19 protein-coding genes and 1 pseudogene are annotated in these 18,081 nt (G+C 40.2%); 17 read left to right on the top strand and 3 right to left on the bottom strand.

Annotated features, from left to right (window positions below; all coding sequences use genetic code 11):
• Positions 1 to 61 precede the first annotated feature (61 nt).
• Together surE and MN200_RS05720 are read right to left on the bottom strand one after the other, a co-directional pair.
• Complete coding sequence (gene surE / locus MN200_RS05725; protein WP_058869283.1) at positions 62 to 832, bottom strand: 5'/3'-nucleotidase SurE; 771 nt, start codon at positions 830 to 832, stop codon at positions 62 to 64.
• Positions 833 to 1,170: 338 nt separating this feature from the next.
• Positions 1,171 to 1,874, bottom strand: a pseudogene (locus tag MN200_RS05720) (DUF1003 domain-containing protein).
• A gap of 247 nt (positions 1,875 to 2,121) precedes the next feature.
• Here MN200_RS05720 and MN200_RS05715 point away from each other — a divergent pair.
• The 17 genes from MN200_RS05715 to MN200_RS05635 all read left to right on the top strand — a co-directional run bounded on the left by MN200_RS05715 (position 2,122) and on the right by MN200_RS05635 (position 17,692).
• Positions 2,122 to 3,276 (top strand): catalase family protein, encoded by a 1,155-nt coding sequence (locus MN200_RS05715; RefSeq protein WP_242760288.1) that lies wholly within the window; start codon positions 2,122 to 2,124, stop codon positions 3,274 to 3,276.
• 8 nt (positions 3,277 to 3,284) lie between these two features.
• A complete protein-coding gene (locus tag MN200_RS05710) occupies positions 3,285 to 3,560 on the top strand; it encodes an antibiotic biosynthesis monooxygenase family protein (protein ID WP_205666895.1) in 276 nt (91 codons plus the stop codon).
• A gap of 257 nt (positions 3,561 to 3,817) precedes the next feature.
• Positions 3,818 to 4,192, top strand: coding sequence for a hypothetical protein (locus MN200_RS05705; protein WP_242760287.1), 375 nt, complete (start codon positions 3,818 to 3,820; stop codon positions 4,190 to 4,192).
• A gap of 192 nt (positions 4,193 to 4,384) precedes the next feature.
• Positions 4,385 to 4,771 carry a hypothetical protein gene (locus MN200_RS05700; protein ID WP_242760286.1) on the top strand — a complete coding sequence of 129 codons (387 nt, stop codon included), beginning with the start codon at positions 4,385 to 4,387 and terminating at the stop codon, positions 4,769 to 4,771.
• A gap of 117 nt (positions 4,772 to 4,888) precedes the next feature.
• On the top strand, positions 4,889 to 6,037 hold the full coding sequence (gene dacC, locus MN200_RS05695; protein WP_004694204.1) for a D-alanyl-D-alanine carboxypeptidase PBP5/6: 1,149 nt from the start codon (positions 4,889 to 4,891) through the stop codon (positions 6,035 to 6,037).
• Between the two features lie 91 nt (positions 6,038 to 6,128).
• Positions 6,129 to 6,665, top strand: coding sequence for a gamma carbonic anhydrase family protein (locus MN200_RS05690; RefSeq protein ID WP_005399792.1), 537 nt, complete (start codon positions 6,129 to 6,131; stop codon positions 6,663 to 6,665).
• 229 nt (positions 6,666 to 6,894) lie between these two features.
• Positions 6,895 to 7,533, top strand: coding sequence for a CDP-alcohol phosphatidyltransferase family protein (locus MN200_RS05685; RefSeq protein ID WP_242760285.1), 639 nt, complete (start codon positions 6,895 to 6,897; stop codon positions 7,531 to 7,533).
• A 24-nt stretch (positions 7,534 to 7,557) separates the two neighbouring features.
• Positions 7,558 to 9,306, top strand: coding sequence for a bifunctional alpha/beta hydrolase/class I SAM-dependent methyltransferase (locus MN200_RS05680; RefSeq protein ID WP_242760283.1), 1,749 nt, complete (start codon positions 7,558 to 7,560; stop codon positions 9,304 to 9,306).
• Between the two features lie 77 nt (positions 9,307 to 9,383).
• The gene (locus MN200_RS05675; RefSeq protein ID WP_242760281.1) at positions 9,384 to 10,742 is read left to right on the top strand and encodes a phosphatase PAP2/dual specificity phosphatase family protein; all 1,359 of its coding nucleotides are present in this window, start codon (positions 9,384 to 9,386) and stop codon (positions 10,740 to 10,742) included.
• Complete coding sequence (locus MN200_RS05670; protein ID WP_242760279.1) at positions 10,739 to 11,173, top strand: hypothetical protein; 435 nt, start codon at positions 10,739 to 10,741, stop codon at positions 11,171 to 11,173. The genes MN200_RS05675 and MN200_RS05670 overlap by 4 nt, the downstream gene beginning before the upstream one ends.
• 56 nt (positions 11,174 to 11,229) lie before the next feature.
• On the top strand, positions 11,230 to 11,928 hold the full coding sequence (locus MN200_RS05665) for a lysophospholipid acyltransferase family protein (protein ID WP_242760277.1): 699 nt from the start codon (positions 11,230 to 11,232) through the stop codon (positions 11,926 to 11,928).
• Positions 11,925 to 12,869, top strand: coding sequence for a phosphatidate cytidylyltransferase (locus MN200_RS05660; protein ID WP_242760275.1), 945 nt, complete (start codon positions 11,925 to 11,927; stop codon positions 12,867 to 12,869). Before MN200_RS05665 ends, MN200_RS05660 begins: the two co-directional genes overlap by 4 nt.
• Before the next feature lie 255 nt (positions 12,870 to 13,124).
• On the top strand, positions 13,125 to 13,610 hold the full coding sequence (locus MN200_RS05655) for an NUDIX hydrolase (protein ID WP_242760273.1): 486 nt from the start codon (positions 13,125 to 13,127) through the stop codon (positions 13,608 to 13,610).
• 4 nt (positions 13,611 to 13,614) lie between these two features.
• Complete coding sequence (gene mnmA / locus MN200_RS05650) at positions 13,615 to 14,748, top strand: tRNA 2-thiouridine(34) synthase MnmA (protein ID WP_004980838.1); 1,134 nt, start codon at positions 13,615 to 13,617, stop codon at positions 14,746 to 14,748.
• 13 nt (positions 14,749 to 14,761) lie between these two features.
• Complete coding sequence (gene hflD, locus MN200_RS05645; RefSeq protein ID WP_242760272.1) at positions 14,762 to 15,493, top strand: high frequency lysogenization protein HflD; 732 nt, start codon at positions 14,762 to 14,764, stop codon at positions 15,491 to 15,493.
• A gap of 57 nt (positions 15,494 to 15,550) precedes the next feature.
• A complete protein-coding gene (gene purB, locus MN200_RS05640) occupies positions 15,551 to 16,939 on the top strand; it encodes an adenylosuccinate lyase (RefSeq protein ID WP_004980844.1) in 1,389 nt (462 codons plus the stop codon).
• A gap of 96 nt (positions 16,940 to 17,035) precedes the next feature.
• Positions 17,036 to 17,692, top strand: a complete 657-nt coding sequence (locus tag MN200_RS05635; RefSeq protein WP_178928657.1) for a DUF2238 domain-containing protein — start codon at positions 17,036 to 17,038, stop codon at positions 17,690 to 17,692.
• Positions 17,693 to 17,821: 129 nt separating this feature from the next.
• Here the strand turns inward: MN200_RS05635 and MN200_RS05630 are convergent, their stop codons facing one another.
• The gene (locus MN200_RS05630; protein ID WP_004694228.1) at positions 17,822 to 18,073 is read right to left on the bottom strand and encodes a hypothetical protein; all 252 of its coding nucleotides are present in this window, start codon (positions 18,071 to 18,073) and stop codon (positions 17,822 to 17,824) included.
• Between the last annotated feature and the right edge of the window lie 8 nt (positions 18,074 to 18,081).

The following is an 18,081-nucleotide window of genomic DNA, read 5'->3' as shown; positions in this document are numbered from 1 at the left end:
TTTCACAAAGTTATAACAAACAGCTGAATACACTCCCTGTATTGCTTAGCTGTAGTGCCTTTTAAGCACTTATTTGCCCTTGTAATGCATGCAAAACTTCATAGTTGGTTGCATCCATCTGAATAGGCGTAATACTCACAAAACCATTTGCCACAGCGAAAAAGTCTGACTCTACCTCATCATAGCCTCTTTTCGGTTCTGCCACAGCTTCACCTGCAAGCCCAATCCAGTACACTTGACGACCACGTGGGTCAACATGACTGGTAATCGGCTTAGACTGACGACGACGTCCTTGATAAGTAATTTTAGCGCCCTGTAACTCAGCAACATCTGGAATATTAATATTTAAAATATGGCGTGGTGGCAGTGCAGGCAAACCTTGCTTCACAAAATCATGCACCCACTGTGCGGCATGATGATAATCTTCTGGACGATTGTACGAACGGACTTCAGGACCCGCAAGTGATACCGCAATGGCTGGCTGTTTCATTAGACGCCCTTCAAATGCTGCTCCAACAGTACCTGAGTAGAGTACATCATCACCCAAGTTTGCCCCGCTATTAATGCCACTAACAACCAGATCAAACTCAAAGTCAAATAAGCCATTCATGGACAAATAGACACAGTCCGCGGGTGTTCCATTGACTGCCCACATGTCGGGTGCAATTTCGATTGGGCGTAAGGGGCGATCTAAAGTCAAAGCACTGGAAAAACCACTGCGTTCACTTTCAGGTGCTACAATCACCACGCGACCTAATGGACGTAAAGCATGTGCGAGCGCTTGAATACCTGGTGCAAAAACACCATCGTCATTGGCTATTAAAATATTCACTGATGGATCTTCTTCAATCTATATGAGTCGGTAAAAGTCTTATACATCTATTTTGCACTCGTCTTCGTCTTTTTAATCTGCAATTCAAACAGGTAGATTTATGGGTAGCTTGAAAAAACTAAATTTTTAAAGCGAAAAGAAAAGCTATAGAGTCCTCGATGCAGAAAGACTATACATTGAGATCAGGCAATCTGAAAAGATGAAATCATTGATCTGGGTGAGTACTTTACTCTTGCATGGGCAGAACAAAAGAGAGAGCTTAAAAATAGAAGAAAGCGAGTTTAGCTATCACTCACTATTACAGAACATTCTTTTAAGTGTTTGGATATTGAGCCAAGTTATTCGCGTTTTTTACTCATTTCGGATAACAAATCCAGTTGTATTTCTTGTATTTGGGTTAACCTATTCCACTGATGCATCAACAGATGATCTAGTTTTTCATTTAAATGTTGAATTTCCAACTCCGCCTTTAAATTAATTTTATAATCGTTTTGCGAGCGCAATCTGTCTTTGGCTTCCTGTCTATTTTGGCTCATCATAATCACAGGAGCTTGAACCGCAGCAATACAGGATAAAATTAAATTTAATAAAATAAAGGGATAAGGATCGGCAGGATGCGTAACCATGACCACTGTATTAACAATAATCCAAATAGCTAGGAAAGTCGCAAAGCACATGAGAAAAGCCCAACTACCGCCAAAGGTCGCAATTTTATCTGCCAGCCTTTCCCCTAAAGTCCAATTTTGATCCAACTGATTTTCAACATTTTTGGTGATCACTTCATGTTGTTGCAAACTTTTAATCACCTCATATTCAAGATCAGTCACTTCCCCCTTTTCAGACTTTAACAGTGAATGAACATACTGAATTCGATATTTGGTTAAGTCTGCTTGGCATATATAACTTTGAGGCGACCATTCTGGAAAATCATGTGAAATTTCTTCAGTAATAGATTTTCGTATTGCCCCATAGGAATGAGGTTTTTAATGAGGAATTTCTGCCCACAAACTAAACATTCATGACTTTGATTTTTTTCGCTCATGCTCGTTCTCTTTTATAATCATTATAAGTTTTAGGGGAGATAAACATCATCGAATAAATTTTAAACTAATGTCAAATTTTCAGCATCACTCAGAGTAGCTCCTCATTAAGATTTTTCTAGACAGTAGCCATGAATAAAAAAATGCCACAGATATAATCATGATTCTGTGTCTCAAATAAGGCTAAACAAGTCCATATCATCAGGCTAAAAATTAAAAAAATCCAGCTTTAGAGCAAGGAGGCAATCAATGCCTAACTCCGCAAGACCTATACACTTGGGTCTACTTTTTCATGCCATATTGCTCACAGGTATCACCGCTAACGTAGATGCGAATACACCACCTGTAATGTTGACTTCTCCTAAAGATTTTATATACCCAGATGTAGATCATGATCTAAGTGAAAGTCTTTATCCAAATGAGGCCGCCACTGCTAAAGAAATCGCGAACATCATTGAAATGACGATCCGAAAACAATATTCCACAGATATCGCGCTACGTGATGCGCACCCTAAAGCACATGGTTGCGTACGTGCAGAATTTAAGATAAACGAAACATTGCCTCAAAACATGGCTTATGGTGTTTTTATTCCGGGAAAAAATTATCAAGCATGGATTCGTTTTTCGAATGGATCGAGTAATGCAAAACAGGCGGATATAAAAAAAGATGCACGCGGCATGGCGATCAAACTTTTAGCCGTGCCAGAGAAAAACCTTTTAGATGAACCTGCGGCTACGCAAGACTTCATTATGATCAATCACCCTGTATTCTTTGTAAATGACCCCGCTCGTTATCTATCATTTATACAAGATATCAATAGCGATCGATTTCTAAAAAAACTGCATGTCCCTTTTGCATTAGGAGCCAAAGGAACTTGGATTGCCTTGAACACTAGAAATAAAATTTCAAATCCACTGCAAACCAGATACTGGTCTATGGTGCCCTATCAGTTAGGAGTCGGCGATCATCGTCAAGCGGTAAAGTACTCTGCTCGTGCATGTTCAAGCGTTGTTAGCCCGATTCCAGCTACTCCTCAAACAGACTTTTTAAGAGCGGCACTTCGAACGACCTTACAAGATCGTGATGCCTGCATGGAGTTTTTAGTACAACCTCGAACATCCAGCTCAATGTCTGTTGAAGACTCGATGACGGAATGGAAAGAAGACCAAGCTCCTTTCTATAAGGTGGCCACAATTCATATTCCTCAACAAGTTTTTGATACCCCTGAGCAAAATAAGTTTTGTGAAAATCTATCCTTTACACCATGGCATGCATTAGCTGAACATAAACCACTGGGTGCGATAAACCGAATGCGCAAAGTCATATATGACCAGATTAGTCGCGTCAGACATGAGATGAATTCGGCTAAACAAACCAACGCTAACAATATCGGAGATCAATAAGGAGTTCTATGGTTAAACTCAATGGCCTGTTAATCTGTGTGTCTAAAGAAGAAGTCCGTATGGTGATAGAACTCCTTCCAGCACATATTGAATTAACTCATCAAGAAGAAGGCTGCATTTCTTTTGAGGTCAAGCAAAGCCTCGACCCTTTTATCTGGGAGGTGCAGGAAGTGTTTGATAGCATGAAAAGTTTTAAGCATCACCAAAGTAGAACGGCCTCGTCCATTTGGGGAGTGAAAACGCAAAACATTAAACGGCACTACAAAATATCTGAGGGTGATTAACAGTTATTCGGTTCACAGCTTGCTTACTCGTATAAGCGTTTTTTATCCCTAAATATTATTCCTGCACCCAACAAGCAGCTCATCCTAAAGACCGCCAAAACTGAAGATTAGAAGTCGTTAGGATGATCATCGGCGATTAAAAGGTTCAAAACAAAAATCTTTATTAAAAAAATGACTGGTCAGAACTTTTCATTGAATTCTAACTGAAAATATATATATTGAGTCTCCGCATCCACCATAAATATGTGATTTTAAAAATGATTAAAAGCTTAACATTACGTAATTTCTTCGGATTAGGCATGGCTATCATGATTTCTCAATCTGCTTTTGCACTAGAGGGATTAAGCACAGAAGAAGCCAACACCATCGTAAAAGAAGATATTGCAGCAGCGCAAGTCATGACCGAATTTTGCCCTGCTTTGGTGGGTCAAGGCCCTAAAATTGAAAGCAACATTCAAACTTTAATTCAAACCTATTTACAAGACCACTCAGATAAGTCGATGACCTATGCAAAATTGCAGTCAGACAGCGAATACCAATCGATTCTGAAAGAAGCTCGTACAGATGCAAATGGTACTGACAAAGCAGAACAAAAGTCAGTATGTGATGACGTTGTAAACTTTGAAGGTTAATTCAAGTTCTATATCTATATCATAAAGAAAGGATGAATAATGAGGTTATTCATCCTTTTTTATTGGACTGAAAAATGTAAAAACGATGAAGCGACTTCAACAGCTTCTATACATTTTTTCGCTTACATTTACTTAAAATTTGTTTAAGCTCATCCTATTATGGCAACAACATGTATGCACTTAGGGTTTAGAATGAATTTGAATGTAATGAAAAAAGTGATTTTGGCAATTTGTGGTTCTTCTTTGATTGCCATCGGTTCTGCTCATGCGGCCAATAAAGACGAAAATATTGAAGTGACTCCACTGCAACAAGTGACGCAGCAAGAGTTGGCTGCAATTTATGTCCTATCAGAAGTTTGTCCAAGTCTCGTTTCAGACCAGAGTCAGTTTGAAAATGGCTACAATACTTTGGCCAAAGAGTATTTACCGCAACAGAAAAACCCGACCGAATACCTCAAAAATCTCAGCAAAGAGAAAAAATTTAAGCCTATTTTAGCCGAAGCTCAAGCCGATGCGAAAAAAGCAGGTAAAGCGAAAAATCAAGAAATTTGTAAAGAATTGAGCACTTACAGCAAATAATACCAATTGGTTACAATATCTTTGAAATAAGCCGATTTCTCCCGTAGAAGTCGGCAGAACTTTGTCCTAAAATGCAAAGCTCTCGTGCTTATACTAAAGAAATCGGAACCCCTTAGAATGATTCAAAAAAGCGCCCTTGCTGCGGCATTACTCGTACCAAGCATTTCATTTGCAGCAACTGTCTTATCCTCACCACCAGAACTAAATAATAAATCATATGTGCTGATGGATTATGAGACTGGGCAAATCCTCGCATCTAAAAATGAAAATGAAAAATTAGCACCAGCGTCAATGACAAAAATGATGACGAGTTTCATTATTGAGCAAAAGTTGTTGGCGGGCGAGCTAACCGAAGATGAAAAAGTTCGGATGAACGAGTCTGCTTGGTGTCGTGGTAGTAGTTCAGAATCATGTATGTATGTGCCATTAAATGGTACTGCAACTGCATTAGAGATGTTACGCGGCATTATCATTCAATCGGGTAATGATGCATCTAAGGCTATGGCTGAGCACATTGCCGGGAACGAAGGCACTTTCGTTCACATGATGAACACTGAAGCAAAACGTATCGGCATGACCAATACCAGCTTCATGAACTCAACAGGTATGCCTGCTGAAGGTCACTACTCGACCGCTAAAGACATGGCAACGCTTGCACAGCACATCATTCACGACAGTTCAAAATATTATCCGATTTATTCTGAAAAAGAATTTACCTTTAACGGTATCAAACAAGGCAACCGTAATGCCCTGCTTTATACTGACCCAAGTGTGGATGGTTTAAAAACTGGTCATACTGACGAAGCGGGTTATTGCTTAACAACTTCGGCTAAACGTGGCCCAATGCGTTTGATTTCTGTGATTTTTGGTGCGCCAAGCATGCAAGAACGCGCAACGCAAACACGTGAAATTTTAGCGTGGGGTTATGCAAACTTTGAAACTAAAAATGTTCAAGCTGCGAACCAAGTTTTAGCAAAATCAAAAGTGTGGTTTGGTAAAGAAAGTGACGTACAAATTGGTTTAGCTGAAACCTTCAACGTAACGATGCCTAAAGGCCAAGCCAACGCAATCAAAACACAACTCGTGGTTCAACCGAAACTGACTGCACCGTTGAAAAAAGGTCAAGTGGTTGGTAAATATGTAGCAAGCCTTGATGGTAAGGTGATTGCTGAAAAACCACTTGTGGCGCTAAAAGATGTTGAAGAAGCAGGTTTCTTTGCACGTATGCTTGACCACATCAAACAATTCTTCTCAAACTTATTCTAGTAATATTTAGACTTAAGTTAAAGCATCCACACTTCGGTCTGGGTGCTTTTTTATTTTATAATGGGCACCTACGCAAAGGCAGAACACCAACATGGCTAAAAATATTCGCCCCTATTTGAACAGCACTCCACAGCTTGGCAACAACTGCTATATCGATGACATGGCAGTGGTGATTGGTGATGTCATCTTGGCTGAGAATGTCTCTGTATGGCCTTTTGCCGTGATTCGTGGTGATGTGAACCATATTCGGATTGGTAAAAACTCGAATGTACAAGACCATGCAATGCTGCATGTTAGTCATAAAAAAGCAGATAAACCAAATGGCTCGCCTTTAATCATTGGTGAAGATGTTACCATTGGTCACCATGTCACCTTACATGGCTGTACCATCGGCAACCGTGTTTTGATTGGTATCAATAGCATTGTTTTGGACGATGCTATCATTCCTGACGATGTTATGATTGGCGCAGGAACACTAATTCCACCAGGGAAAGTGCTTGAGAGTGGCTACTTATATGTCGGTAGTCCTGCCAAAAAAGTTCGTCCTCTGACAGAAAAAGAGTTGGCATTTTTACCGTATTCAGCACAAAACTATGTCAAAGTATCGGGGCATTATTTAGAGTCATAATCATTGGGGGTATTTCCCCCGCATTTGACAGATACAATAATGTTCTTAGAATCTGCTGCAAAGCTTTTGAGTTTTTTTGTTCGCATATCATATTGCCTGACGATGCTGTGAGTATAAACACCGAAAATTCAAACAAGAAAACTATTTAATTTTTAGCCTCTTAATAGCACTTGATAAACCTTGTGCAATCTGACTAAAATTTCAACAACTATTATTAATTATTAAAACGATGCCATCTATCTATCAATTAAAACCAGCATTTCAAAATCTATTACGACCTTTTGTACAACTGTTATACAAATCTGGAATTACAGCAAATCAAGTCACTTTATTGGCGATGTTGATTTCGAGTTGCTTAGGCTATTTTTTATATCAACATTATTTAGCCCATCCTATTTCTGGGCTTTTATTGTTATTTCCACTGTGGATGCTCATTCGTATGGCCTTCAATGCAATTGATGGCATGTTAGCGCGTGAGTTTAAACAGCAGTCCAACTTGGGCGCTTTTTATAATGAATTGTGTGACATTATTTCCGATACTGCACTCTATCTTTGTTTTATTGCCTTTGGTTTTATTAATGCAAAACTACTATTGCTTGTCGTTTTTCTTGCCCTGCTCAGCGAATATGCAGGTGTAATGGCGCCACTTATTGGCCAAGAACGGCGTTACGATGGCCCAATGGGTAAAAGTGATCGCGCTTTTTGGCTCAGTTTAATTGCTGTTATTATTGTGATATTTCCATACATCAGTACAAATCTACAACTTCTCGGTAGAATTTGTAATGGCATTCTTATTCTCATTGCTCTACTGCTTCTGCTCACCATATTTAACCGAATTAAAAATAGTTTAAAGACAACTTCTTCATAATTTTATTATTCAGAGTAAAAATAGATGTATAACAATAGTCAACACACTTTTAACAGTCATGATGGGACCGAACTGTTTTACCAACACTGGGCAACGGCTACACCATCTACAACAAAAAAAGCCATTATTCTCTTTCACCGTGGCCATGAACACTCGGGGCGTATGGCGCATTTAGTTAACGAACTTAATTTACCAGATTTCGATTTCTTTGCATGGGATGCACGCGGCCATGGTCATTCGCCCGGTGAGCGTGGTGATGCGCCAAGCTTTTCTGCATGTGTCAAAGACATTCAAACTTTCGTACAACATATTGAACAGCAATACGCCATTTCTGCGGAAAATATTGCCGTAGTCGCTCAAAGTGTTGGTGCTGTTTTAGCTGCAACTTGGGTGCATGATTATGCACCTAGAATTCGTGCGCTCTGCTTAGCCTCTCCTGCTTTTGATATTAAATTATATGTGCCTTTTGCTGAACCAAGCTTAAGGGTGATGGCAAAGTTGCGTGGCAATTTCTTTATACAAAGCTATGTAAAAGCCAATATGCTCACGCATGATAAACAACGTGCTCAAAGCTATGATACCGACCCTAAAATTGCCAAAGCAATTTCAGTCAGAATGTTATTGGGGCTATATGATGCATCAAAGCGTATTGTTGCAGATGCACAAAATATCTTTGTTCCAACACAGATTTTATGTTCAGGCTCAGATTTTGTAGTCTTCCAAAAACCGCAGCAACAGTTTTATCAAAAACTACCGCATCCCAAAAAAGAATTTCATATATTAGATGGCTTCTTTCACGATACTTTGGGTGAAAAAGACCGTCATATAGCGACTGAAAAAATCCGTCGTTTTATTCAGCAATGTTTTGCTGTGGAATATCAAGCCCCTGATCTTTTAAATGCAGATAAAATTGGTTCAAGTTGTGCCATTGCAGAGGATCTTAGTGCGCCACTCCCAGCGAAATCCATGAAGAATGCATTTTGGGAGTTGACTAAAAAGAATTTGAAAATAGGAAGCCATTTATCTAAAGGCTTAAAAATTGGCGAAGATACAGGGTATGACTCAGGTAGCACTTTAGACTTCGTTTATCGTAACCAAACAGAAAGTGCTAATCCGATTGGTAAAATCATTGACCGACAATATCTCAATGCGATTGGTTGGCGTGGTATTCGTGTCCGTAAACAGAACATTGAGCATCTGGTGCAGAAATACGCTGACATTCTTATCAAAAAACGTAAACCACTCAGAATTATGGATATTGCATCAGGACACGGTCGTTATATTTTAGATGCGGTTACACAACTTCCAAAACGTCCAGACTCGATTTTATTGCGCGATTATAGTGATATTAATGTCCAAGCTGGGCAACAAATGATTGCAGAGCGAGGCTTAAGTGATGTCGCTGAATTTGTTCAAGCCGATGCATTTGATACACAATCCCTTGCATCTGTTAAACCGAAACCGACGTTGGCTGTGGTTTCTGGCTTATATGAATTGTTTAGTGATAATGACCTGCTGCGACAATCACTGGAAGGTTTAAGCAAAGCCATCCTCAAAGATGGTTATTTAATTTACACAGGTCAAATTTGGCATCCTCAGCAAGAATTTATTGCACGCGCCCTAACCTCACATCGTGAAGGTGATGCATGGGTCATGCGTTTACGTTCTCAGGCTGAAATGGATGCCCTTGTAGAAGCAGCAGGCTTTAAAAAAGTAGATCAATGTATTGATGAGTTTGGAATATTTACCGTGTCCGTTGCCCAAAAGCTTTAAAATCACAGGATGACATGATCAGTCTTTGGATCATGTCATCCATGTAAAACTTAAAAATAATAATCTGTGGACGTTTTATGCAAATACTGAAAAAAGAAACAGGCACTTGGAAATGGGGAATCCTGTGTTTGATTTTCCTTGCACCGTTTTTCTTTCTCACTTATGGATTTGCAAATCACTATGCATCACAACTGCCCAATGTGCCGAGTATTGTCTATGACTGGGAAAAACACATTCCGCTTTGGTCATGGAGCATCGTGCCATATTGGTCCATTGATCTTTTTTACGGTCTATCTTTGCTGTTATGTTGGAATAAATTTGAGCTGAAACAGCATGCACTTCGGCTATTTAGCGCACAGCTGATTTCGATCAGTTGCTTTCTTCTTTTTCCACTCAAATTTAGTTTTGAACGACCACCTTTAGATGGCTTTTTTGGCCTATGGTTTGATGTTTTGATGGGTTTTGATAAACCTTTTAACCAAGCACCTTCTCTCCATATCGTTTTATTGGTCATCCTTTGGGACTTCTTCCGCAGACACAGCTCAGGTCAGTGGAAATACTTTGTCGACCTTTGGTCATTTTTAATTGGCATATCGGTACTCACCACATGGCAACATCATTTTATCGATATTCCAACAGGTTTATTGGCAGGTGCATTATGTTTGTGGTTATTTCCAATTACGGCAAAATCACCCTTTAAAAAAGATGGTTTGCAGACTTTAACGCCAAAGCATTTAAAGTTAGGCAGTTATTACCTATGCACCGCATTACTTTTTCTAATCTTGGCCTATCTGTTCCAACCTTGGGGATTATGGTTACTCTATCCAGCAATCAGTCTATTTGGCATTGCTTTAAGCTACTATTTAGTTCGTCCTCATTTCTTCCAAAAGCAAGCAGATGGAAGTTTGAGCATTGCCGCTACAATTTTATTTGCCCCTTACCTAATCTTTTCGTGGTTGAACAGTCGAATCTGGACAAAGAAACATCCCGAAGACTCCCAAATTTTAAAAATTGAAAACACAACCATTTTTTTAGGGCGCATCCCAACACGTTCTACAATACAAAAATATCAGGCCGTTTTTGATTGTGTTGCAGAGTTGCCAGTGAATTCAAAAAATTCATATTTTCAATACTCAAGTTTAGACTTAATTCCTTTACAGGCTGACCAACTTGAACGTGCGGTTGAAGCGTTCAACCAATTAATGGCAGCAGCTTCAAGCCAGAGCACACAACAGCATGTATTAATTTACTGTGCGCTGGGTTATTCCAGAAGTAGTGCTATTCTCTGCGCTTGGCTTATGCAACAGCAGCATGCAACACAGGTAAATGAGGCCATTCAAATAGTTCAATCCGCTAGACCATGGGTTAGACTGAACGACGTACAAATCAAAAATCTCAATACTTATCAGTTAAAACTCAAAGGATCAGCCCCATGAAAATGCACTTTTATGTGGCGGCAAAACTTTTATCTGCAACGTATGGTTTGTTATTTTCAGGCTATGTCGCGTTTGTCTTAACCATTTTGGCTATACTACTTAAAAGCTGGCAATCTCTTGAGTTTTGGATATTAATTTTTATATGTTTCGGTTTGATGGCGATACAGCATTACCTAGCACTCAGGTTGAAATTTGATGCTGAACTCATTGAAGTGATTGCGCAACAATCTGATACAGTGGCCATCGAAGACTTAACGCAACAGTTTGATCACTCATTACTGCAATTTAGGCTCATACCAAAATCGAAAGTGGGTCGAGATTGGTCTTTGCGCTTTGCAGGCTGTTTCCGTTTGTTTAAACTGCAAATAACTGTATTGTTTATACAATATATAGTTCTAATGATTCTAATTTATAAATTATTGGCACAATAAACCTCTTTCTACTGGCTAAAAGTCCATTGAAATTGTTGATAAAATTGGTTTATGTAATGAATAAAACTCCGCTTCAAAACGAGAAAAAAACAGCTTTAGAGCAAACTCAAAGTCATTTTGCGACTCATTCTATTGCCCGTTTAATTGCATTTTTTACACGGCGTGGAGCGCGTCTGCTAACGGGTACACGTAGTTTATGGATCGGTTGTCAGCCTGTGCCCAAACAGCGTATTTATTACGCTAACCACAATAGCCATATCGACTTTATATTGCTGTGGTCATCTTTGCCGACAATCATGCGACGGAAAACCAAGCCTGTGGCTGCTTCTGATTATTGGCTAAAAGATGGCTTTCGCCAATTCCTTATTAGAGATACCTTCAATGGTATAACGATTCAACGCAACCGAGATGATCATACTGATCCATTACAACCCGTTAAAGATGCACTTGAACAAGGTTACTCGATTATCTTTTTTCCTGAAGGTACCCGCAATCTAAATGATGATATTGAATTACTACCCTTCAAAAGTGGCTTATATAATTTGCACAAACAGTTTCCAGACATTGAAATTGTTCCCGTTTGGATTTCAAATTTAAGACGGGTTATGCCCAAAGGCGCATTTATCCCTCTACCTTTGCTTTCTACCGTATGTTTTGGTTGCCCTTTAGAGCAACATTTAGACATGGATAAGACCATCTTTATAGATTATGCGCAAAAACAATTATTAAAATTAAAAGAGGTTGAAAATCAATGATGTTAGACAACCTTAATAAAACCTATGCCCTATTTGCTATTTTTGCAGGCATTTTAGTTTTTGCTTCAACTGTTGGTTTTATTCTCAAACAAAAAGCAGGCTATCAATCTTCACCAGTTATCGATAACTTAAATGCACGAATCAATGCATGGTGGGTCATGCTCATCGTGATTGCTGCTGCAGTTTTACTGGGAAAAACCGCATTTATTGTATTATTTGGAATTATCTCTTTGTTTGCCCTACGTGAGTTCATTAGCTTACTGCCGACCAGACGGGGCGATTATTTTCCATTACTGATTGCATTCTATTTTGTTATTCCCTATCAATATTATTTGATTTATACCGACTGGTATGGGCTGTATTCAATCTTTATTCCACTCTATGTATTTTTATTAATTCCTATTGCCAGCTTAAAACAAGAAGACACCACCCATTTTCTAGAACGTAGTTCAAAAATTCAATGGGGACTCATGGTCAGCGTATTCTGTATTTCACATGTTCCAGCATTGTTGAATTTGAAACTCCCAGAGTTTAAAGGTGAACCAATTTGGCTAGCCATTTGGTTAATTATGGTGGTTCAAGCCTCTGATGTGTTGCAGTATGTGTGTGGAAAATTATTTGGTAAACACAAAGTTGCACCCGTTTTATCCCCATCAAAAACAGTCGAAGGCCTACTCGGTGGTATTTTCTTAGCCACCGCTTTAGGGACTGCAATGGCTTGGTTAACGCCGTTTAGCTATGTTCAAGCTGCTTGTATTGGATTAGTTGTTTGTATCTTTGGCTTTTTTGGCGGCCTCGTTATGTCTGCGATTAAACGTGATCGTGGTGTTAAGGATTGGGGGCAACTCATTCATGGCCATGGCGGAATGCTAGACCGCATTGATTCTATTTGCTTTTCTGCACCTATTTTCTTTCATATACTTAGATATTGGTGGAGTTAATTGGCAAATTGGGTTAGACAAATATTTAAACGATAAATTTCCCCCAGACCAACCCAGTTTCAGCACTCGCTTGGCTTGCATTCTGCCTCATGATATTTTGTCGATGCTGCCTAATGTCTATGTGGTATTACCTTACAAGCGTCCTTTTGTAATTTTCTTAACCGCTTCCCAACACGTCTCAAACCAAAGCAAATCTCCATAGCCACGCACTGCTAAATTTTGTAGAATAGCCCTTTTACCCCATGGTGCTTTTATATGACCGCTTGGACAGCTCACGTCACCGTCGCAACTGTTGTTGAAAAAGACGGAAAATTTCTATTTGTAGAAGAGCATACTGCGGGTGTGACACACACTGTATTTAACCAGCCTGCTGGCCATGTTGAATCAGGTGAAACACTCATCGAAGCTGCCATTCGTGAAACTATGGAAGAAACTGGACATGAAGTGTCTATAGATGCGTTATTGGGCATTTATACCTATACACCACCTATGTTTCCAGACCGCACGTATTATCGTTTCTGCTTTTTAGCGCAGTCACTTCATCACAGTCCAACCGCTGAACTCGATACAGGTATCGTGGGTGCAGTATGGATGACTTTGGGTGAACTACTCGAAACGGCTCGTGCACGTAGTCCATTGGTGATTAAAGCGGTTCAAGACGCACTTGCGGGTCAAAAATATCCTTTATCGCTCGTTTATGAGCACCAAAATTCTCCCCTTATTTCAAGTTTGGATGCCTAGTCCTATGCAACAACGTGTCATCGTCGGTATGTCGGGTGGTGTAGATTCATCTGTTTCTGCTGCTCTTCTTCTTCAACAAGGTTATCAAGTTGAAGGTCTTTTCATGAAGAACTGGGAAGAAGATGACGGTACGGAATACTGCACAGCTATGGAAGACTTAGCCGATGCTCAAGCGGTCTGTGACAAACTAGGGATTAAGCTACACACCGCTAACTTTGCTATGGAATATTGGGATCGTGTATTTGAGCATTTCTTAGCGGAATATGCTGCAGGCCGTACTCCAAACCCAGATATTTTATGTAATAAAGAAATCAAATTTCGTGCGTTCTTAGATCATGCTATGCAACTGGGCGCAGACTTTATTGCGACTGGTCACTATGCACGTCGCGGCGAAACTATGACCAACTCTAAAGGTGAGGAATACGCACCTTTACTGCGTGGTTTAGATAAAAACAAAGACCAGACCTATTTCTTACACGCTGTACATGGCCGTGAAATTAATAAGACGTTGTTCCCTGTAGGGGAAATTGAAAAGCCTGAAGTACGTAAAATTGCGGAACAATATGACTTAGTCACAGCGAAGAAAAAAGACTCAACGGGCATCTGTTTTATTGGTGAACGTCGTTTTAATGACTTCTTAAAACAATACTTACCTGCACAAGCTGGAAAAATCGTCTTAGATGATGGCAAAGAGGTTGGTGAACATCACGGCTTAATGTACTATACGCTCGGTCAACGCGGTGGTATTGGTATTGGTGGTTTGAAAGGTGTGGCTGAAGGCGCATGGTTCGTTCTACATAAAGATATTGAAAACAACCGTTTGGTGATTGGTCAAGGTCATGAACATCCACTGATGCAAAGTACTGCGCTTTGGAGTGAAACGATTGACTGGGTCGCAGGTGAAATGCAGATTTCTGAAACAGGTTTCCGTTGTACCTCACGGACGCGCTATCGCCAAGATGACCAAGATTGTGTGATCTTTAATGATCCGACTACCCCAGGTGGCGTACGTGTTGAGTTCGATGAACCTCAACGTGCTGTGACTCCGGGTCAGAGTGTCGTATTCTACTCAGGTGAAGTTTGTTTAGGCGGTGGCGTGATTCATCATACCAATGCTCCTAAACCTGATTTTATTTAAAGGATTTTAAGACATGGCTGAGTTACCGTTTCAACAGCCTCAAACTTTGAACGAACGCCAAAACCGAGCTTTGGCGTTGGCGGCTGTTTTTCAGTCCGCGCAACTGACGCATATGACCGCCTTGAGCGGTCAACAAAGTATTGGGGAAAGCGGTAACTTCTATTTAGAGCAGTTGATTAAAGCCAGTTTAAATATCCGACCAAAGGGTAACCAAAGCGGACAAACTTTAGACTTCTTTCATCAACTGGCGGACATCTCCTTAGGACTGAAAACCTTAGAAAGTAGCATTACCCAGCCCTTTAATACCTCACCCAAAACTCGAATTCCAAAACTATCCACTGCTAAACTTCCCATGACCTATGCCATGGCACTCTTACAACTCGAAAAGAAAGTGTATAGCAACCCCAAATTCGTGGACATTATTGAACAGTCCCAACAAAAAATCTTAAGACAACTTTCTTTTTTCGATAATAACTATTTACATCCAAGCATCATTGCCAACTTAGCGCAAACCTACGTCGACACCGCAGGACAAATTAACCCACGCATTATGGTGCGAGGTAATGCAGAAGCATTTAAAGATTCATCGCATACCAACCGCATTCGTGCTTCCCTCTTCACTGGCTTACAAATGGCACATTTATGGCGTCAGCTCGGTGGAAGTTCATGGGGCATGGTGTTTAGCAAACGCAAGTTGCTTAAAGATATTCAAGATCTCGCTCGTTTACAGTATCAGGTGATTTAACACATGATCGACGGGCTTTTTAGTTTTACGTTTAATTCCAAAGTTTAAGGAATCGCTATGAACGCTTTAACCGCACTTTCTCCATTAGATGGACGCTACGCTAGCAAATGTGATGCGCTTCGTCCTTTCCTCTCTGAGTTTGGTTTAATCCATGCTCGTGTGACTGTTGAAGTGCGTTGGTTACAAGCGCTTGCAAACCGTCCAGAAATCACTGAAGTGCCTGCTTTCAGTGCTGCGACCAATGCTGCACTTGATGCAATTGTTGCTGACTTTTCTGAAAGCGATGCCAACCGTATTAAAGACATCGAACGTACCACGAACCATGACGTTAAAGCCGTTGAGTACTTCCTGAAAGAAAAAATTGAAGGCATCGAAGAGCTTAAAAATGCGGGTGAATTCATTCACTTTGCATGTACGTCTGAAGACATCAACAACTTGTCTCATGCATTAATGCTGAAAAGTGGTCGTGATGTATTGGTTGCATCTATGCAGCAAATCATTGACTCAATCGTGGCATTGTCTGAAAAGCATGCTGACCAACCTATGTTGTCTCGTACACATGGTCAGACGGCAAGCCCAACCACTTTGGGTAAAGAAATGGCAAACGTAGCATATCGTCTTGCGCGCCAAATCAAACAATTCAAACAAGTTGAGCTTTTAGGCAAAATTAACGGTGCAGTAGGTAACTATAACGCTCACCTTTCTGCTTACCCAGACATCAACTGGCCTGCACACTCACAAGCATTCGTTGAATCTTTAGGTTTAAGCTTTAACCCGTACACCACTCAAATTGAACCGCATGACTATATGGCGGAACTGTTTGATGCTTTACGTCGTTTCAATACGATTTTGATCGACTTTAACCGTGACGTTTGGGGTTATATCTCGCTTGGTTTCTTCAAGCAAAAACTCAAAGATGGTGAAGTGGGTTCTTCAACGATGCCACACAAAGTAAACCCTATTGACTTCGAAAACTCAGAAGGCAACTTAGGCTTAGCCAATGCTGTACTTGCGCACCTTGGCGAAAAACTTCCAATTTCTCGCTGGCAGCGTGACCTAACGGACTCAACTGTACTACGTAACATGGGTGTTGGTTTTGCACAAAGCTTGATTGCTTTTGAAGCTTGTTCAAAAGGCATTGGTAAACTTGAACTGAATGCTGCACGTATTGATGAAGACTTGAACAATGCGCAAGAAGTTCTAGCTGAACCAATTCAAACTGTCATGCGTCGTTACAACGTTGAAAAACCATATGAAAAACTAAAAGCATTAACTCGTGGTCAAGCCATGACACGTGACATGATGGTTGACTTCGTCAATGGTAATGAACTTGAAGCTGTCCCTGCTGCTGACCGCGCACGTTTAGCGGAAATGACACCTGCAACCTATACAGGTAACGCAGCTGAACAAGCAAAACAAGTTGCTGACTTAATTTCTAAAATCTAATTTTTAGAAATTGAAAAAAGCGGAGCTTCGGCTTCGCTTTTTTATCTATAATGCAAACAAGAATCTCCTATACGCATAATTGAAAAACCAATAAAAATGATGACAATCCTGAAAAGTACAACAACGAAAGCTTACTTTGACTATCAACTGAAAAAACCGCATTGGATTGCGCTCATTGTACTCGCTGTCGCCATTGCTTTCGCATCGATCCATCCCCTTGAACTCAGCTCTTATATTTTGCATCAGGTTGGAACTGTATTCATGTTGGTTACGCTGATCATTTGTCTTTATAAAATGGGGCTCAGCTTAATCAGCTTTATGCTTTATATTGGGTTTTTGCTGATTCATATACTCGGTGCGCATTATCTATATTCTTATGTACCCTATAATGAATGGTCAATTCAATATTTAAACCTCGACCTCAACCAAAGTTTAGGTTGGACGCGGAATATGTATGATCGCTTTGTACATTTAGCATATGGTCTGCTGCTCTACCCGTTTTTCTACCGTCTGTTTCAAGTGTGGCTGCCTCAACTTTCTAAACTCACCCTATTCTTGCTGGTCATTCAATTTGTGATGGCAAGTAGCCTCATTTACGAATGGATTGAATGGTTTATTGCGATGGGCTTATCTCCTGAAGATGCTGAAAACTACAATGGGCAACAAGGTGATATTTGGGACGCACACCAAGACATGCTTTTAGCCACAGTTGGTGCAATCATCACAGGCATAGCCTGTCTATTGAAAAAGTAATCATTTTGCCTACGATTCGTCTAGCACAACAATTAACGACGATACAGGACTCATTCAAGCGCAAGTGATTTGTACATCAGTTTTAAAAAACAAAAAAACACCACGTCAGGCGTGGTGTTTTTAACTCTCTTAGTCTTTCGCAGACTCATCTGTTGGCACTTCAGTAATTCGGCCACCGCGAGCAAGGAATGCCGCAACTTCGTCTTCAAGTGCTTGGCGTTGTTTTAATTTTGCAGTCACCGTAAGTGTTTCAGCTTCGGCAACATCACCATCACTTGCAGCATTATCAGAAGAATCTGATGCGCCTTTTTCCGCTGCTTGAGCTTCGTCTTCGTCGACTGCTGAGTCTTCTACATCATCATAATCATTTGAATCAGTCATCTTAATCT

This window comes from Acinetobacter sp. LUNF3 (assembly GCF_022699605.1).
Classification (GTDB): domain Bacteria; phylum Pseudomonadota; class Gammaproteobacteria; order Pseudomonadales; family Moraxellaceae; genus Acinetobacter; species Acinetobacter johnsonii.
The sequence above is the reverse complement of the archived record's forward strand: the minus strand, read 5'-3'. Positions and strand labels throughout refer to the sequence as shown.

Excerpts from the sequence above, each read along its gene's own strand:
- MN200_RS05635 (WP_178928657.1), top strand. The coding sequence starts at position 17,036 with ATGATGACAATCCTGAAAAGTACAACAACGAAAGCTTACTTTGACTAT.
- MN200_RS05710 (WP_205666895.1), top strand. The coding sequence starts at position 3,285 with ATGGTTAAACTCAATGGCCTGTTAATCTGTGTGTCTAAAGAAGAAGTC.
- MN200_RS05660 (WP_242760275.1), top strand. The coding sequence starts at position 11,925 with ATGATGTTAGACAACCTTAATAAAACCTATGCCCTATTTGCTATTTTT.
- mnmA (WP_004980838.1), top strand. The coding sequence starts at position 13,615 with ATGCAACAACGTGTCATCGTCGGTATGTCGGGTGGTGTAGATTCATCT.
- MN200_RS05680 (WP_242760283.1), top strand. The coding sequence starts at position 7,558 with ATGTATAACAATAGTCAACACACTTTTAACAGTCATGATGGGACCGAA.
- MN200_RS05685 (WP_242760285.1), top strand. The coding sequence starts at position 6,895 with ATGCCATCTATCTATCAATTAAAACCAGCATTTCAAAATCTATTACGA.
- dacC (WP_004694204.1), top strand. The coding sequence starts at position 4,889 with ATGATTCAAAAAAGCGCCCTTGCTGCGGCATTACTCGTACCAAGCATT.
- MN200_RS05715 (WP_242760288.1), top strand. The coding sequence starts at position 2,122 with ATGCCTAACTCCGCAAGACCTATACACTTGGGTCTACTTTTTCATGCC.
- hflD (WP_242760272.1), top strand. The coding sequence starts at position 14,762 with ATGGCTGAGTTACCGTTTCAACAGCCTCAAACTTTGAACGAACGCCAA.
- MN200_RS05700 (WP_242760286.1), top strand. The coding sequence starts at position 4,385 with ATGAATTTGAATGTAATGAAAAAAGTGATTTTGGCAATTTGTGGTTCT.
- MN200_RS05630 (WP_004694228.1), bottom strand. The coding sequence starts at position 18,073 with ATGACTGATTCAAATGATTATGATGATGTAGAAGACTCAGCAGTCGAC.
- MN200_RS05675 (WP_242760281.1), top strand. The coding sequence starts at position 9,384 with ATGCAAATACTGAAAAAAGAAACAGGCACTTGGAAATGGGGAATCCTG.
- MN200_RS05705 (WP_242760287.1), top strand. The coding sequence starts at position 3,818 with ATGATTAAAAGCTTAACATTACGTAATTTCTTCGGATTAGGCATGGCT.
- MN200_RS05690 (WP_005399792.1), top strand. The coding sequence starts at position 6,129 with ATGGCTAAAAATATTCGCCCCTATTTGAACAGCACTCCACAGCTTGGC.
- MN200_RS05670 (WP_242760279.1), top strand. The coding sequence starts at position 10,739 with ATGAAAATGCACTTTTATGTGGCGGCAAAACTTTTATCTGCAACGTAT.
- MN200_RS05655 (WP_242760273.1), top strand. The coding sequence starts at position 13,125 with ATGACCGCTTGGACAGCTCACGTCACCGTCGCAACTGTTGTTGAAAAA.
- MN200_RS05665 (WP_242760277.1), top strand. The coding sequence starts at position 11,230 with ATGAATAAAACTCCGCTTCAAAACGAGAAAAAAACAGCTTTAGAGCAA.
- purB (WP_004980844.1), top strand. The coding sequence starts at position 15,551 with ATGAACGCTTTAACCGCACTTTCTCCATTAGATGGACGCTACGCTAGC.